The sequence below is a fragment of the Marinobacterium sp. LSUCC0821 genome (assembly GCF_012848475.1).
In the GTDB taxonomy this organism is placed as follows: Bacteria; Pseudomonadota; Gammaproteobacteria; order Pseudomonadales; family Balneatricaceae; genus Marinobacterium_E.
Genome location: NZ_CP051666.1, coordinates 1930264 through 1946409, shown reverse-complemented (window position 1 = coordinate 1946409; position 16146 = coordinate 1930264). Strand labels below are relative to the sequence as shown.

General features: G+C 49.5%; 15 protein-coding genes. 7 read left to right on the top strand and 8 right to left on the bottom strand.

Annotation, left to right across the window (positions count from 1 at the left end; translation table 11 throughout):
* Position 1 precedes the first annotated feature (1 nt).
* Positions 2–1336: an amino-acid N-acetyltransferase gene (gene argA / locus HH196_RS09440; RefSeq protein WP_169451873.1), complete on the top strand. Its 1335-nt coding sequence runs from the start codon at positions 2–4 to the stop codon at positions 1334–1336.
* On the opposite strand, the gene HH196_RS09435 is transcribed toward argA, so the two are convergent.
* The 3 genes from HH196_RS09435 to HH196_RS09425 are packed head-to-tail and all read right to left on the bottom strand — an operon-like array spanning position 1333 to position 3879.
* Entirely contained in the window at positions 1333–2745 is a 1413-nt protein-coding gene (locus HH196_RS09435; RefSeq protein WP_248276847.1) for an ATP-binding protein, read from the bottom strand. The two genes, argA and HH196_RS09435, sit on opposite strands and share 4 nt — an antisense overlap.
* The gene (locus HH196_RS09430; protein ID WP_169451872.1) at positions 2705–3385 is read right to left on the bottom strand and encodes a response regulator transcription factor; all 681 of its coding nucleotides are present in this window, start codon (positions 3383–3385) and stop codon (positions 2705–2707) included. The genes HH196_RS09435 and HH196_RS09430 overlap by 41 nt, the downstream gene beginning before the upstream one ends.
* Positions 3382–3879 (bottom strand): PepSY domain-containing protein, encoded by a 498-nt coding sequence (locus HH196_RS09425; RefSeq protein WP_169451871.1) that lies wholly within the window; start codon positions 3877–3879, stop codon positions 3382–3384. Before HH196_RS09425 ends, HH196_RS09430 begins: the two co-directional genes overlap by 4 nt.
* A 199-nt stretch (positions 3880–4078) precedes the next feature.
* Here HH196_RS09425 and ilvD point away from each other — a divergent pair, with 199 nt between their 5' ends.
* On the top strand, positions 4079–5911 hold the full coding sequence (gene ilvD, locus HH196_RS09420; protein ID WP_169451870.1) for a dihydroxy-acid dehydratase: 1833 nt from the start codon (positions 4079–4081) through the stop codon (positions 5909–5911).
* Between the two features lie 70 nt (positions 5912–5981).
* On the opposite strand, the gene uvrA is transcribed toward ilvD, so the two are convergent.
* Positions 5982–8801 carry an excinuclease ABC subunit UvrA gene (uvrA, locus tag HH196_RS09415; protein WP_169451869.1) on the bottom strand — a complete coding sequence of 940 codons (2820 nt, stop codon included), beginning with the start codon at positions 8799–8801 and terminating at the stop codon, positions 5982–5984.
* A gap of 243 nt (positions 8802–9044) precedes the next feature.
* Between uvrA and ssb the strand changes: the two genes are divergently transcribed.
* The 3 genes from ssb to HH196_RS09400 all read left to right on the top strand — a co-directional run bounded on the left by ssb (position 9045) and on the right by HH196_RS09400 (position 10897).
* Entirely contained in the window at positions 9045–9563 is a 519-nt protein-coding gene (gene ssb, locus HH196_RS09410; protein ID WP_169451868.1) for a single-stranded DNA-binding protein, read from the top strand.
* An 82-nt stretch (positions 9564–9645) separates the two neighbouring features.
* Positions 9646–10275 (top strand): LysE/ArgO family amino acid transporter, encoded by a 630-nt coding sequence (locus tag HH196_RS09405; protein WP_169451867.1) that lies wholly within the window; start codon positions 9646–9648, stop codon positions 10273–10275.
* Positions 10276–10288: 13 nt separating this feature from the next.
* Positions 10289–10897: a LysE family translocator gene (locus tag HH196_RS09400; RefSeq protein WP_169451866.1), complete on the top strand. Its 609-nt coding sequence runs from the start codon at positions 10289–10291 to the stop codon at positions 10895–10897.
* Here the strand turns inward: HH196_RS09400 and HH196_RS09395 are convergent.
* Together HH196_RS09395 and HH196_RS09390 are read right to left on the bottom strand one after the other, a co-directional pair.
* Positions 10894–11658, bottom strand: coding sequence for a sulfite exporter TauE/SafE family protein (locus HH196_RS09395; protein ID WP_248276846.1), 765 nt, complete (start codon positions 11656–11658; stop codon positions 10894–10896). The two genes, HH196_RS09400 and HH196_RS09395, sit on opposite strands and share 4 nt — an antisense overlap.
* Positions 11659–12153 (bottom strand): hypothetical protein, encoded by a 495-nt coding sequence (locus HH196_RS09390; protein ID WP_169451865.1) that lies wholly within the window; start codon positions 12151–12153, stop codon positions 11659–11661. It lies immediately after the preceding gene.
* A gap of 203 nt (positions 12154–12356) precedes the next feature.
* Here HH196_RS09390 and HH196_RS09385 point away from each other — a divergent pair, with 203 nt between their 5' ends.
* Entirely contained in the window at positions 12357–13259 is a 903-nt protein-coding gene (locus tag HH196_RS09385) for a dienelactone hydrolase family protein (protein WP_169451864.1), read from the top strand.
* Positions 13260–13398: 139 nt separating this feature from the next.
* Positions 13399–14403 carry a 6-phosphofructokinase gene (gene pfkA / locus HH196_RS09380; protein WP_169451863.1) on the top strand — a complete coding sequence of 335 codons (1005 nt, stop codon included), beginning with the start codon at positions 13399–13401 and terminating at the stop codon, positions 14401–14403.
* 93 nt (positions 14404–14496) lie between these two features.
* Here the strand turns inward: pfkA and HH196_RS09375 are convergent, their stop codons facing one another.
* Together HH196_RS09375 and pbpG are read right to left on the bottom strand one after the other, a co-directional pair.
* Positions 14497–15138, bottom strand: a complete 642-nt coding sequence (locus HH196_RS09375) for an MBL fold metallo-hydrolase (RefSeq protein WP_169451862.1) — start codon at positions 15136–15138, stop codon at positions 14497–14499.
* Positions 15139–15150: 12 nt separating this feature from the next.
* Positions 15151–16029 carry a D-alanyl-D-alanine endopeptidase gene (pbpG, locus tag HH196_RS09370; protein WP_169451861.1) on the bottom strand — a complete coding sequence of 293 codons (879 nt, stop codon included), beginning with the start codon at positions 16027–16029 and terminating at the stop codon, positions 15151–15153.
* Between the last annotated feature and the right edge of the window lie 117 nt (positions 16030–16146).

Sequence of the window (16146 nt, the reverse complement as noted above, 5' to 3'; positions counted from 1 at the left end):
AATGGATACAGCGAATTACGTAAGTTGGTTTAGGCACTCATCGCCATACATTCACGCCCACAGGGGGAAAACCTGTGTGATGATGTTGAATGGTGAAGCGGTAGAGAGTGAAAACTTCTCCAACATCATACATGACATTGCTCTGCTTAACGGGTTAGGCGTACGCCTAATACTTGTCCATGGTGCTCGTCCACAGATCGATGCTCGCCTGGAAGCGGCTGGCAAAGAGGTGCAGTTGCATCACGATCAGCGCATTACCAGCCCTGATATTCTTGGCGAGGTGATCGCTGCTGTTGCGAGCGTTAGAACTCAATTTGAAGCACAACTCTCGATGAGTCTGGCCAATACTCCGATGCATGGCACCAAGATTCGTGTGGTGAGTGGAAACTATGTAACAGCGAAGCCTCTCGGTGTTCTCGATGGCATCGATATGGGGTTAACCGGAGAGTTGCGTAGGGTAGATTCTGAGGCGATCAAATCGCAGCTCAATCTCAACAACATCGTGTTGATCTCAAACCTAGGTTATTCACCAACGGGGGAGATCTTCAACCTCAGTGTTGAAGAGGTTGCGGTAAATGTTGCCAGTGCCGTTGAAGCAGACAAGCTGATTCTATTCGGTTCTCAGCAAGGGATTCGTGATAGCCAGGGCGATTTAAGAAGCGAGCTATTAGCAGAGACCGCAAAGCGTCTAGTTACTCACTACCTCGCTAACATTGAGGATCCGACCGAGCCTCACTCTGAGATCGCTTGTCTATTGGGTGCTGCAGCAGATGCCTGTGCACGTGGCGTGCCACGTTGTCACCTTGTCAGCTATCTAGAGGATGGCGCGCTACTGACCGAGCTTTTCACACGTGACGGTTATGGCACCATGGTCAGCCGTCAAAGTTATGAGCTGGTGCGTGAAGCCAACTTCGATGATGTGGGCGGGATTCTAGAGGTGCTCGAACCTCTTGAGCGAAATGGCACGCTCGTGAAACGCTCTCGTGAGCTACTCGAAGCGGAGATCGAACGTTTCTCTGTAATTGAACGTGATGGCACGATTATCGGGTGTGCAGCCCTCTACCCATTTGCGGATGAGCAGGTCGGCGAACTCGCTGGCATTGCTGTTGCTGATGAGTACCGTGGGGGCGATCGTGGTGATGTGCTTTTTGAACATATTGCTGAGCGCGCTAAAGCCCAGGGTTTGAAGCAACTCTTTGTACTGACAACACGAACAGCACACTGGTTCTTAGAGCGTGGCTTCGTGGAAAAAGGGCTGTCTGAACTGCCAACCCAACGCCAAGAGCTCTATAACTTTCAACGCAACTCTAAGGTCTTCTTCAGACCCTTAGATTAAACCTGTCCAGCAGGAAGGCGGAGTCGTATTTCGGCTCCGCCCAGTTCTGAAATACCTATCTCAACACCGCCGTCATAACTGCTGACAATATCCGTCACGACAGCGAGTCCAATGCCTTGCCCAGGTTTGGATGTATCAAGCCGTGCACCGCGTTCAAGCACAACACTGTGCTCCTCATTTGAGATAGCACGACCATCATTTTCAATGACAATCTCCAGCCACTCCTCGTCAGCGTTCGCCGTGATTCGCACCGCTTGTTCACAATATTTAAAAGCGTTCTCTATAAGGTTACCGAGCATCTCCATCAGGTCGCGCTCATCACCGGCAAAGAATTGATTCAAACCTTCACGTTCAATCTCGATACCCTTGGCGGCATAGACTCGGTTTAAGGCGTTTACAATGCGATCCACTGCCAATAGCAAACTCACAGGTTGCGCCAGCGCTTTGCCTTTAGATTTAACGGCACGACTCAACTGATACTGAACGATCTGGGTCATGCGATCACCCTGCTCATCCACCAAGCGACGGTAACTAGAGAGGGTGTGAGATTCCGTAGCGGCCCCTTTAATAACGGCCAGCGGAGTTTTCAAACTGTGCGCCAAATCACCTAGCGTGTTGCGGTAACGCTCACGCTGTTTACGCTCGGTCTCAATAAGGCGATTGAGGTTAAGGGTGACGCGCTGCACCTCTTGTGGGTAAACCCCCGCAAGCTTCTCTGCATCGCCCTTTTCAATACTTGATAGATCATCTGCAAGGCTCTGAAGCGGTTTCAAACCCCAACGCAGAATGACAAACTGAAGCAATATCGCCAATAGGTAGACGGCGATTAGCCAACCCCAAAGCTGAGTTTGAAAGGCGCGAAGCTCCTCCATGGAAGCGGCATCAGAGTGCACTATAGCGATGGTGTAGCGATACTCTTTCGACTCGATCTCCCACACCAACGGATAGACATAAACATACACAGAATCTGACTTTAGGTGCTGAAATCGGCTACTACCTGGATCTGGCTGAATAGCCGCCAGGCGTTGGATGAACTCTTCACCCAACAAGGCGCTGGATTCAGACTGCCAACGCATTAAACCTACAGCATCGAATACTAAGCCTGACAATCCAGATTGAACCTGACTAAAACGTGGCTCTTGGAGGCGGCGCGGTAACACTAAGGCGCCATCCACAAGCTCAGCTGACCCCAAAATAGCGTAAGTATGTAGCTGGGCTTGGGAGCGCTCAGATGCGATAACGCTACCCTCAAACGCACGCTGTAGGGCTGCGCCAGCAAAGATAATTAGGATAGGGAGTAGGACAATAGATGCCCACAAAAGACGAGTTTGTAGCGATCCGGGCACCCAAACGATGCCCTTGAACCAACTATTCAGTAGCTTCCAGCGCAAATCGGTAGCCCAAGCCACGAACCGTCATAATCGGATTAAGTGTTGAATCGGGATCGAGCTTTTGGCGCAGACGACGCACAAAAACCTCCAATACATTGGAGTCACGATCATAGTCTTGATGGTAGAGGTGTTCGGTCAGCTCACCTTTAGAGATAGTTTTGCCGGCATGAATCATCAAATACTCAAGGGTACGGTACTCATAACTGGTCAGCTTAATCTCATCTCCATGAACCAAAACTGCACGCGCGACTGTATCAAGCGTAATGGGGCCATAGTTCATCTGAGGGGATGCATGCCCTGCCGCACGACGAAGCAGTGCATTAACACGAGCATGTAACTCTTCCATGTGGAACGGTTTAACAAGGTAGTCATCCGCTCCGGCTTCAAGGCCTTCGACCTTATCTTGCCAATCACCACGAGCAGTCAGAATAAGCACTGGCAAAGGGCGTTGGGCTCTGCGCCACTCACGAATCACATCAAGACCAGAGAGACCCGGAAGCCCTATATCGACAATGGCCAAGTCGTAGTCATATTCGCTGCCCATGTAGACAGCCTCTTTGCCATCAGCACACTCTTCGACCGTATAAGCTTTAGAGTTCAGACCGGTAAGTAGCTGGCGACGTAGATCTGGATCATCTTCAACGACAAGGAGTTTCATTTAGGGTTCACCTCTACCGCTGTTGCTGATTCAACAGTCTCAGCTGGCTGAGCCGTCTCTACCGGTTTGGTATCTTCAATAGGCTTAGGCGGTTCAATCGGTTTGACGATATCACCATTAGCCGCATCTACGACCACATCTTTAACGCGACCATCGTTAACGATACGAATATTGAAGTGCAGTCCTGACTCATCCTGAACCTCTTCGGCCTTAACAACCTCACCGCCAAAAGCTTCGATAACAATATCAGCCGCCATTTTAAGGTCGATAGGGAGCTGTGCAGCTGCGGCACTTGCTTCTGCACCACTGACAGGAGCTGCAGGCATTACGACCGCTGTGTCTGTGACAGGTTTTTCTGTAACAGCTACTTTAGAAGGCGTCGCAGACTCAGTCGCAACAGCTGGTTTAGTGAGCACGGCATCTGAATCGGCCGCAAAACTAGGTGTAGATAGAGCCACACAGCCTAGCAAATAGAGGGTAACAAGTTGTTTCAAACAATAACTCCAACAACGAGTGCACTAATAATAAGAACATACTAACCTTATGCATATTAATTGAGTCTGAATCAGAGCAAAAGTTTCAATTTGATGAATATTCAATAACTGCCGTGAACTGCTTAGCAGCTGTTTAAAACTCGGTTTCTGATATACTGATTCGATAATTTTTTGACTGATAACGATAGAGAGATAAGAGATGCCACAATATCGTTCAAAAACTTCTACCGCAGGCCGCAATATGGCGGGTGCACGTGCCCTATGGCGTGCAACAGGTATGAAGGATGATGACTTCCACAAACCTATTATTGCTGTAGCGAACTCGTTCACCCAGTTTGTACCAGGTCACGTTCACCTTAAAGACATGGGCCAATTGGTTGCTCGTGAGATCGAACGTGCGGGCGGTGTAGCAAAAGAGTTCAATACCATCGCGGTTGATGATGGTATCGCAATGGGCCATGACGGCATGCTCTACTCACTACCAAGCCGAGACATTATTGCAGACTCAGTTGAGTACATGGTCAACGCACACTGTGCTGATGCGATCGTATGTATCTCAAACTGTGATAAGATCACACCAGGGATGATGATGGCTGCAATGCGCCTCAATATCCCAGTAATCTTTGTTACCGGCGGCCCAATGGAAGCGGGTAAAACTAAGCTTGCTGAGCACAAACTCGATCTTGTCGACGCAATGGTGCTAGCTGCAGATCCAACAGCATCAGATGAGAAAGTAGATGCAGTAGAGCGTTCAGCTTGTCCTACCTGTGGTTCATGTTCAGGCATGTTCACTGCGAACTCTATGAACTGTCTTGCGGAGTCACTCGGTCTTGCACTGCCAGGCAACGGTACTGTTGTAGCCACTCACGCTGATCGTAAAGAGCTATTCCTAGAAGCGGGTCGTCGTATTGTTGAGATGACTAAGCGCTACTACGAACAGGATGACGAGCGCGTACTTCCGCGCAGCGTTGGCTTTAAAGCGTTCGAAAACGCGATTACTCTTGATATCGCAATGGGTGGTTCAACTAACACTATTCTTCACCTTCTTGCGATTGCTCAGGAAGCTGAAATCGACTTTACCCTGGCCGATATCGATCGCCTTTCTCGCGTTGTACCACAGCTGTGTAAAGTTGCACCAAACACACCTAAGTACCACATCGAAGATGTTCACCGTGCCGGTGGCATCATGGCGATTCTTGGTGAATTGGATCGCGCTGGCAAACTTCATACAGATGTACCGCATGTAGCGGGTGAAAACATGGCAGAGGTCCTAAACAAGTGGGACATCATGCGTGCTCCAACACCTGAAGTTGTTGAGTTCTATAAAGCGGGTCCTGCGGGCATTCCAACACAGGAAGCATTTAGCCAAGCAACGCGTTGGCCATCACTCGATGGTGATCGTGCTGAAGGCTGTATCCGCTCTGCTGAACATGCATTCTCGCAAGAGGGTGGCCTCGCGGTTCTATTTGGCAACCTTGCTCAAGATGGCTGTGTTGTCAAAACTGCCGGCGTAGACGATTCGATTCTTGTTTTCGAAGGCCCTGCACATGTCACTGAGTCTCAGGATGAAGCGGTAGACCACATCCTTAATGACAAAGTTAAAGCGGGTGATGTAGTCATCGTGCGTTACGAAGGCCCTAAAGGCGGCCCTGGTATGCAGGAGATGCTCTACCCAACTTCATACATCAAGTCTAAAGGCCTAGGTAAAGCCTGTGCGCTTCTTACTGATGGTCGTTTCTCTGGTGGTACTTCAGGCCTATCAATTGGCCACGTATCTCCAGAAGCAGCGGGTGGCGGTAACATCGGTCTTGTTCAAGATGGTGATCTGATTCGCATCGATATCCCTAACCGCTCAATCAACGTCCTGGTTAGCGATGAAGAGCTCGTAACTCGCCGTGCAGCGCAAGATGCTGCTGGTTGGAAGCCTGCTAAAGAGCGTCCACGTAAGGTTTCAGCAGCGCTTAAAGCGTATGCGAAGCTTGTAACTGCTGCCGACAAAGGCGCAGTACGTGATCTTAGCCAGCTAGACTAAGATCCAACCCCTACAAAAAACCCGCTTCATAGAGCGGGTTTTTTATTGGGCTATTAATCTCAATTAATAATCAGAGCATCGCCTTCAAGAAGCGTCCGGTTTCAGAACCCTTGGTCGCTGCAACTTCTTCAGGCGTGCCAGTCGCGATGATCTGGCCACCGCCACTGCCACCTTCAGGGCCCAAATCGACTATCCAATCCGCTGTCTTAATAACATCCAAGTTGTGCTCAATAACAACAATAGTATTGCCATGATCACGCAGACGATTCAGAACCGTTAGGAGCTGCTCAATGTCGTAGAAGTGTAGACCGGTAGTTGGCTCATCGAGAATGTAGAGTGTTTTGCCGGTATCACGTTTAGAGAGCTCTTTCGCTAGCTTCACACGCTGAGCTTCACCGCCTGAAAGAGTTGTAGCGGCCTGACCCAAGCGAATGTAGCTAAGACCCACATCTATCAAGGTCTGTAGACGGCGAGCTAGCGCCGGAATTGCATCAAAGAACTGACGCGCATCTTCGACAGTTAGATCTAGCACTTCATGGATGTTCTTGCCCTTGTACTGCACTTCTAAGGTTTCACGGTTGTAGCGCTTACCCTTACACACATCACAAGGTACATAGACATCCGGCAGGAAGTGCATCTCTACTTTAATAACACCGTCGCCCTGACAAGCTTCACAGCGACCGCCCTTCACGTTAAAGCTGAATCGACCTGGCTGGTAACCACGCGAGCGTGCCTCTTGGGTACCCGAGAAGAGTTCGCGAATCTGCGTAAAGATACCTGTGTAGGTGGCTGGGTTAGAGCGGGGTGTTCTTCCGATTGGGCTCTGATCAATATCAATCACCTTATCGAAATGGTCCATGCCCTTGATCTTTTTATATGGCGCAGGTGTTAAGGTCGTTGCGTTGTTCAGCGCCGTCGCAGCAAGCGGATAGAGGGTGTTGTTAATCAGGGTCGATTTACCGGAACCCGATACACCCGTGATACAAGTGAAGAGTCCAACTGGAATCTCAAGGTCGACATCCTTAAGGTTGTTACCTGAAGCGCCTTCCAATATTAATGACTTTTTAGGGTCTCGCTTCTGACGTTTTTCAGGTACTCGAATACCACGTTCACCACTCAGATACTGACCCGTAAGTGAGCGCTTGCTAGCAAGGATATCTTCGTAACTACCTTCACCTACCACTTCGCCGCCATGGACACCTGCGCCAGGGCCTATATCGATAATATGATCGGCTCTGCGGATTGCATCCTCGTCATGCTCTACAACAATCACTGTGTTACCAAGGTCACGAAGGTGCTCAAGGGTTTTAAGAAGACGTTCGTTATCGCGCTGATGAAGGCCAATCGATGGCTCATCAAGGATATACATGACGCCCACAAGGCCTGCACCAATTTGACTCGCCAGACGAATACGCTGGGCTTCACCACCAGAGAGCGTCTCTGCGCTGCGCTCTAGAGATAGATAGTCCAAACCGACATTAACTAGGAAGCTTAGGCGCTCACGAATCTCTTTTAAGATCTTATCTGCGATCTCACCCTGTTTGCCTGTGAGCTCTAAACCATCAAAGTAGTTAAGCGCACCACCGATAGGAAGCTTAACAAGTTCAGGGAGCGTCTTCTCATCGATAAAAACATGACGCGCTTCACGGCGAAGGCGGCTACCTTCACAACTTGGACAGGGCTGCATGTTGATATATTTAGAGAGGTCTTCGCGCACCATCTCCGACTCTGTCTCACGGTAGCGACGCTCAAGGTTATTCAAAACACCTTCAAAGGGGTGTGATTTCGAAATGATATCGCCGCGATCATTAAGGTAACGGAAGGGCACAGCCTCATCACCCGAACCATTGAGGATAACCTCCTGGTGCTTCTTTGAGAGCTTCTCAAAGGGGGTATCGATATCGAAACCGTAGTGTTCAGCAACCGCCTTGAGTTGCTGAAAGTAGTAGAGGGTTCGGCGGTCCCAACCACGAATGGCACCTTCACTAAGCGTCAATGAGCCATCCTGCACAACCTTCGCTGGGTCAAAGTACTGACGGACACCTAAGCCATCACAGCTTGGACAGGCACCGTGAGGGTTGTTGAACGAAAATAGGCGCGGCTCCAACTCTTGAATCGAGTGGCCACACTTAGGACAAGCAAAACGTGCAGAGAAAATAATCTCTTCGCCCTCGCCATCCATCCAATCAACAGTCGCAAGACCATCGGTCAGATTGATCGCTGTCTCAAATGACTCAGCTAAACGCTGTTGGAGATCGTCACGCACTTTGAATCGGTCGATCACAACATCGATACGGTGCTTCTTGTTCTTATCGAGTGCCGGTGCTTCATCAAGATCACACACCACTCCATCAATGCGCGCCCGAACAAAACCCTGCGAACGCAGCTCGTTTAGGGTATGTAAGTGCTCACCTTTGCGGTCCTGCACCACCGGCGCTAGAAGCATCAGTTTTGACCCCTCAGGTAGAGCCAGAACTTGATCGACCATCTGACTGATCGTCTGAGCTTTTAAGGGCAAGCCGTGATCTGGACAGCGCGGCTCACCTGCACGTGCAAACAGCAGTCGCAGATAGTCATAAATTTCGGTAATGGTACCCACCGTTGAACGTGGGTTGTGTGAAGTCGACTTCTGCTCAATTGAGATCGCCGGTGAAAGACCCTCAATATGGTCTACGTCTGGCTTCTCCATCATCGAAAGAAACTGACGAGCGTAAGTAGAGAGCGACTCAACATAACGGCGCTGGCCCTCAGCATAGAGCGTATCGAAGGCTAAAGATGATTTACCTGAGCCGGATAAACCTGTAACAACGACCAACTTATCTCGAGGTATCTCAAGATCGATATTTTTGAGGTTGTGGGTCCGCGCACCGCGCACCAGAATCTTATCCATTACCGCTCCAAAGCAGGTCGAAAAACGAGCATTATACCATGCAGTCATGCCACTCTGACGACTTATAAACGATTACTTTTTAAGCCTGAAGATGCAGAAAATCGAGCTAGGCTAATGATTTTCAACCACGCAATTTCAGACAAATTTGAGACTTGGAATATTTGCATACGAATACGGCTGATTCAGTGGATTTGATCTGTTAGGATAGACGGATTAAGAAAAGATTTTTGTCCGGAGAATAAGATGGCACGCGGTATAAACAAGGTAATTCTAGTTGGTAACATTGGGGGCGACCCTGAAACGCGCTTTATGCCAAATGGCAGCGCGGTAACTAACATTACGCTAGCAACAAGTGACTCTTGGAAAGACAAGCAGTCTGGCCAGATGCAAGAGCGTACCGAATGGCACCGTGTTGTATTCTTCAATCGTCTTGCTGAGATCGCAGGTGAATACCTACGTAAAGGCTCTAAAGTGTATGTCGAAGGCTCACTTCGCACACGCAAATGGCAGGGCCAGGATGGCCAGGATCGCTACACGACTGAGATCGTAGCGAGCGAAATGCAGATGCTAGACGGCCGTGGCGGCGACTCTAACGGTGGCGGTTACCAGCAACAAGGCGGTAACGCTGGTTATGGTCAGCAGCAGGGTGGCGGTGCTCCAATGCAACAGACACCTCGTCAGCAGGCTCCACAGCAGCAAGCGCCTATGCAACAGCAGCAACCACCTGCGTTTGATGACTTCGATGACGACATCCCTTTTTAATCGAGCGAGATATCGTCAGCTCAGAAGCCACCTCTTGGGTGGCTTTTTTGTGCACAGCCAATTTATATAGGAATAGCCCAAGATGTTGTTGCTAGATATACCGACTGCATACTTCACAGGCATGGTGACCGGTGCGTCACTTATCGCAGCGATTGGCGCACAGAATGCCTTTGTGCTGAGCCAGGGTGTGCGTAGAGAATATCATTGGCAGATCGGACTCACCTGCTCGCTCATCGATACCCTTCTCATATTTGCTGGTGTCATGGGGATGGGAGCACTGATATCGGCGTCACCTGTCTTCCTTTCAATAGCAACCTGGGGTGGCGCCGCATTTCTTATCCTATATGGTTTAAAGGCGCTGTTAGCCGCACTAAAGAATAGTTCGCTAGAGGCCAAAGGCGGTGGCTTCAAAACCTTAAAAAGTGCTGTCCTTGCCACTATGGCTTTAAGTCTTCTCAACCCGCACGTCTATTTGGATACAGTGGTTCTATTGGGCAGCCTTGGGGGACGATACCAAGGCGATGAAAGCTACTGGTTTGCCGCGGGCGCCTCATCATTCTCAGTCATCTGGTTCTTTTCGATCAGTTTTGGCGCACGAGTACTTACGCCGCTCTTTAAAAATCCAAACGCTTGGCGCATTCTCGATCTATTGGTCTGCATTACAATGTGGAGCATTGCTGCAATGTTAATTTCAGATGCGCTAGCGCACTAATTAGGAAAGATAGATGGACGCTGCTCAATGGTGGATCTTCCTACCGGCCTGTATTGGAATGAACTTCTTTCCCGGCCCCAACAATTTGATTGCACTGATTCACGGGACACGCACTACGCTGCTGAAGTCATTTATCGCAGGTCTTGCTCGCCTACCGGTGATGGTGGTGATGCTCTTCCTCTTAGCAATAGGACTAGAAGCGCTTTTAGCACTGAGTGAGAATGCCTTTTATGTAATGCGCTTTATCGGAGCGGGTTATCTACTCTATATGGCGTGGCAATCACTGCGCGCGCACGTCAACTTAAACGCTGTCGATGCAAAAGAGATTGGTATTCTAGCGATGGCTCGCTCTGAAGCATTAGTCGCTTCAACAAACCCTAAGCTAATCCTAATCTTTACCGCTTTCTTTCCACAGTTCATGGATCCAAAGGGAGATATCCCTGCACAGGTTTCACTGATGGGCGCGACCTTTATCGTGATCGAAGCGGGCGCCATCCTCTTTTACGCTGGCGGGGGACGCTGGTTACAGAAGAAGCTGACCGATGAGAAGAACACCAAATGGTTGGCACGTTTTACAGCAACGGCGCTTACCGCTGCTGCCTGCCTTATCCTAATCCCTTAAAGGGCCATTAAACCCTGCCACAGGAGTCGCAGCGCCAGCAGGGTAATAACAAGTCGGAACAGTTGATTGAACCGCTCAGACGAAATTTTGTGAAGAATATTTAGGCCGACCCAGGTGCCAACGGCGCCCGAGAGAATCATTAAAGCGATTAGCGGTAACCACTCAATAAACGAGAATCCTACAAACGCAAAGACGACACCTTTGAGTAGATGCTGCCCTGTTAATGCGGCCGCCATCGTCGCTACTTTAGTCAGTTTATCTGCCCCCGTGCGGTAGACAATACCACCCACCAATGGCCCTGTTGCACCAACAAACATTGAGATAATCGTCGTTAAGACCCCAGCAATAACCGCACCTCTCGGTGACAACCCCTCCCCCTTAGGCTTGGGACCCCAAACAATCCAAAGTATGAAGAGACCCACAGCAATTTGAATCATCGTGAGGGGCAGTTGAACCACAATCATCGATGCGATTAATGCGCCGATGACTGCTCCGATCATAAACTGGGTTATCAGCACACGATCTATGTGGCGCCAGGTCAGCAGAGCACGATTAAAGTTTGAGCCGAACTGAACAAGCCCATGCACAGGAATCAGTGCAGCAACGGGCATCATCTGTGCCATAACAGCCAAAAGCAGTGCACCACCACCGATGCCCAGAGTGGCTGTCAGCAGCGAGGTACCACCCGCTAGAGTGACTAGAAAGAGTGATTCCGTCAGCGTTAGAGAATCTGGTAGTAGCGTAATTAGCGAGTCGAACAATTAATGAACCACCTGCTTAGGTGCCGCATTAGGCTGAGCTATCCAGGTGGGCCAATGTTCACTGTGCCACTGCGCAACGGTAAAGAGCTGGCGAACAATCCCCAACCACTGTCGCGCATTCATACGTGGCATCGGCAGTGACGCGCGCGCTTCATCTTTAAAGAGAACGATATCTAGCTTTTCCGGCGAAACGGTCAAATCGACACGGTTCACCAGCCACTCAGGTGTGTTCTGTTCAGCAAGTACCGGGGGCTCTTGAACCTGCTTTTGACGAGCACGCTCCTGGCTAAACCCCTGCAAATTAGACGACTCTGGAACTCCGCTGGTCTCTTGCTCTAATGCTTTAACCATCGCTTCGATCAAGCGATTTAAAAGACGATAGGTCAACCAGATAACGCGTTTTTCACCCTCAGCTGTCTCGATCACCATCCGAATCCGGTCCTGCTCAGGAGAGTACTCTGTAGTGAAACGAGTGATTTGTAGCGAGTCAGACATTACTTAAACAGACCTTAGATGAAGGGTACAAAAGGGACGCAACCCGATAGTGCAAGAAGAAGAGCTGAAATTAAAAAAATGCGCATAAATAATCCATCTAACAAAAACTTAAATCGATACTAAACAGTATAAAAGGTGATCTATCCGATTGGATAGCAGAGTGCTATAAAAAGCAGATATTAAATCCCAAAGAGGGTCGTGATATGCAAGGTAATAAGAATAACGCTCCACTTGTAATTCCTCAGGTCGCATTTGATTGGTACGACGAATATGCACATGGCGATATCTCGCGACGCACCTTTCTAGCTCGGCTTGGTACACTCGGCATTGCTGGCTTAACACTTGGCACGATGACAGCGGCACTCACTCAAAACTACGCCCTGGCTGAACAGATCTCTTTTAATGATCCCGATATTAAAGGTCGCTATGTTGAGTTCGACTCACCAAATGGCCACGGCAAAGGGCGTGGCTACCTAGTCGTTCCTAAAGGGGTAGATGAGATGAATGAGGCGCCAACCGTACTGGTTGCTCATGAAAACCGCGGCCTCAACCCATATATCGAAGATGTCGCAAGACGCCTCGCGAAAGCTGGATATATCGCCTTCGCCCCAGACGCACTATTCCCTCTAGGCGGTTACCCAGGTAACGATGATGAGGGCCGCACCATGCAGAAAACCCTGGACGGTGAAAAGATTGTTGCTGACTTTATTGCAGCGGGTCGCTTCCTGAAAAATCACACCTTCAGTAGCGGCAAGCTGGGCATGGTTGGCTTCTGTTTCGGGGGTTATCTAGTGAATCAGCTCGCGATCGATTTAGGCGATGATCTAGACGCCGGCGTTCCCTTCTATGGCACTCCAGCAAAATCCGGCTTTGAGAAGATCACTGCACCACTGCAGATGCATTTTGCAGCGCTGGATCAACGCGTGAATGGCACCTGGGTCGACTACCAACCCATCCTCGATCAGCTAGGTAAAACCTATACTGCACACACCTATGCAGATGTGAACCACGGCTTCCACAATGACTCGACTGCCCGTTACAACGAAGCGGCGGCTGAGCTGGCTTGGCAACGGACGTTGGAGTTCTTTAAAGAGCACCTAGCGTAAAATAGAAGCGGTTGACAGGCTGAAAGCCTGTCAACCGCTGTTTTCGGCTACATAAAACTCTCTATCGGTGTATAAGGATCCGCTGTTCCAGCCGGCACTTTCTCGTTAGTATTAAGCGATCAGCTTATATGGACCACCTATGTACCAGCTACCTGAATTCACCCACAACTCAACGCTCAGCAAAATCGCCATCCTAACCAGTGGCGGTGACTCGCCTGGGATGAACCCTGCAATACGGGCACTGGTTCGCACGGCGAATAAATTCGATATTGAAGTAGTGGGTGTTCATCGTGGCTATGCTGGCCTTATTGAAGAGGACTTTGAATCCCTAGGGAATCGCTCTGTCAGTGGCCTATGCCATCGCGGTGGAACGCACCTTCGCAGCGCCCGCTGTCTCAGTTTCCATCAATCAGAGACGCGCTCCAAAGCCGCAGAAATTCTACACAAACATCAAATCGATGCCTTGGTGGTGATTGGCGGTGATGGCTCACTCACTGGTGCACACTTGTTGGCACAAGAGCACAACATTCGTGTCATTGGTCTTCCGGGCACTATTGATAATGACATCTTCGGTACCGACGACAGCATTGGCTTTGATACTGCGGTGACCACTGCCGTGGAGGCGGTCGATAAAATTAGCGATACCGCAGCATCGCATGATCGCCACTTTCTAGTTGAAGTGATGGGCCGCAACTCAGGTGCATTAGCAACACAGGTCGCACTCGCAGCGGGGGCTGAGATGGTGATCATCCCAGAGCATAAAAAGGGGATTCAAGAGGTAAGTCAGATGCTTGCTGAGAGTCGTCGCGAAGGGGGCGAGAGCAGTGGCATCATCGTCGTTGCTGAAGGAGGTCAAACCGGTTGGTCTTACAAGCTACTTGAGGAGCTGCAAGCCTTAGGAGAGGATCCTAGAGTCTGTATTTTAGGTCACCTGCAACGTGGCGGAGCGCCGACAGCACATGACCGAATACTCGCAGCAACCCTGGGTAATTGCGCGATCCACTATCTATTATCAGGCATTGATAATGTGATGGTTGGAATTAATGCTGGCGCAGTAGATACCACGCCGTTGGTCGATGTGATCAGCGCCAGAAAATCACTTGATATGGCGAACCTGACACTGATTGAGGAGCTTCAGCGCTAATGAACAGCTTCAGCGCTAATTTAGAAAGCCACAGCGCTAATGAACAGCATCAGCGTTAGAAAATGGCTTCAGTGCCAAAGCGTTAAAGGGGCCTTAGCCCCAGCGATCTGCCACAAATGGATTGGTTTGACGCTCATAACCAAAGGTCGATTCAGGCCCATGTCCCGGGATAAAGCGAACCTCATCTCCTAGCGGGAATAGCTTCTCTTTGATTGAAGCTATTAGCGTCGCATGATCTCCTTTAGGAAAGTCAGTACGGCCAATAGAACCGTTAAATAGCACATCACCCACTTGCGCTACGCTATTAGCGCGATCAAAGAAGATCACATGTCCTGGAGTGTGACCTGGACAGTGCAGTACCTCAAGAGTAAGTTCTCCAACTTGAACTGAATCACCATCCTCCAGCCACTGGGTAGGCGTGAATGCCTGTACCTGAGCAAAACCAAACATCTGGCTCTGCTGCTCCAAACCTTCAATCCAGAAGAGATCCTCTTTCTGTGGACCGATGATTGGCACATCCAAATGCTCAGACAGGGTTCCAGAAGCGCCGGCATGGTCGATATGGCCGTGCGTCAACAGAATCTGTTTGATCGTCACGCCCTCTTGTTCAGCGACTGCCAAAATAGTCTCTAGGTCACCACCAGGATCAACAACAGCTGCCTCCTTGGTTTTAGGACACCAAAAGAGTGTGCAGTTTTGTTGAAATGCCGTTACAGGAATAATTCGGTATGCCATAGCTGTTCAGCACTACTGACGTGCTATCTCCTTCAACTTTTTGTCGCGATAACGGGAAGATCCAACAGGTACTTTGCCGCTACTGCCCTTCTCCAGCCAGCGTTTAATTCGCTGTGCGTCCGCTAGATGGGTACGTTTACCATATGAATCGAGTAGAACGATACCAAGGTTACGCCCAGCAATTTTGGTCTTTAAGACCAAGCAGCGCCCCGCCTCGTCGGTATAACCCGTCTTACTAATATCAATCTTCCAGCTCTTCTTATTAACCAGAGTATTAGTATTGAAAAATGCCATGGCGGTTCTAGGGTTTGAGAAGATAACATCGGCCTTCGAGGACTTAGTAAATTTTGAGATCTCAGGATAGAGCGTTACAACTTCTAGAAGTCGCATTAGGTCAGATGCGGTCGAGACGTTTTTAGAAGATAAACCGGTAGGTTCAACAAACTGGGTGTTAAACATACTCAGCCCCTGAGCTGTCAGATTCATGTTCTGAATGAATGACTTAGCACCACCTGGATAGGCGTGGGCAAGCGTTGCTGCGGCACGGTTCTCAGAGGACATCAGCGCAATGTGCAACACATCCTCGCGAGGCAGCTTACTACCGACTCGCACGCGAGAATGGACATTACGCATTGCCGGAATTTGATCGACTTCGATGGTAATGCGTTCACGCTTTGGCAGGCGAGCATCTAAAGAGACCAGAGCGGTCATCAGTTTGGTGAGTGAAGCGATCGGTTGAACACGATCAGGATTTCGTTCAAAAAGCACTTCACCCGAGTCTAAATCTTTTACCAAAACCGCAACTGACGCGACATCCAGCTTTGCAGGGTCTGGTGCTGCAACGGCGAACTGTGAAAAAACCAGTGTAATTAAAAGAAGTAGATGACGCATAGTGAACTGCTTTAATTTCTTATCCAATAGGATACAGAAGCAGGCTCCATATTTGTATGAATTGGCGAAATTGTTTTAACAAAAGATGCGATTGTTCAATTGATTGATATACTTAGG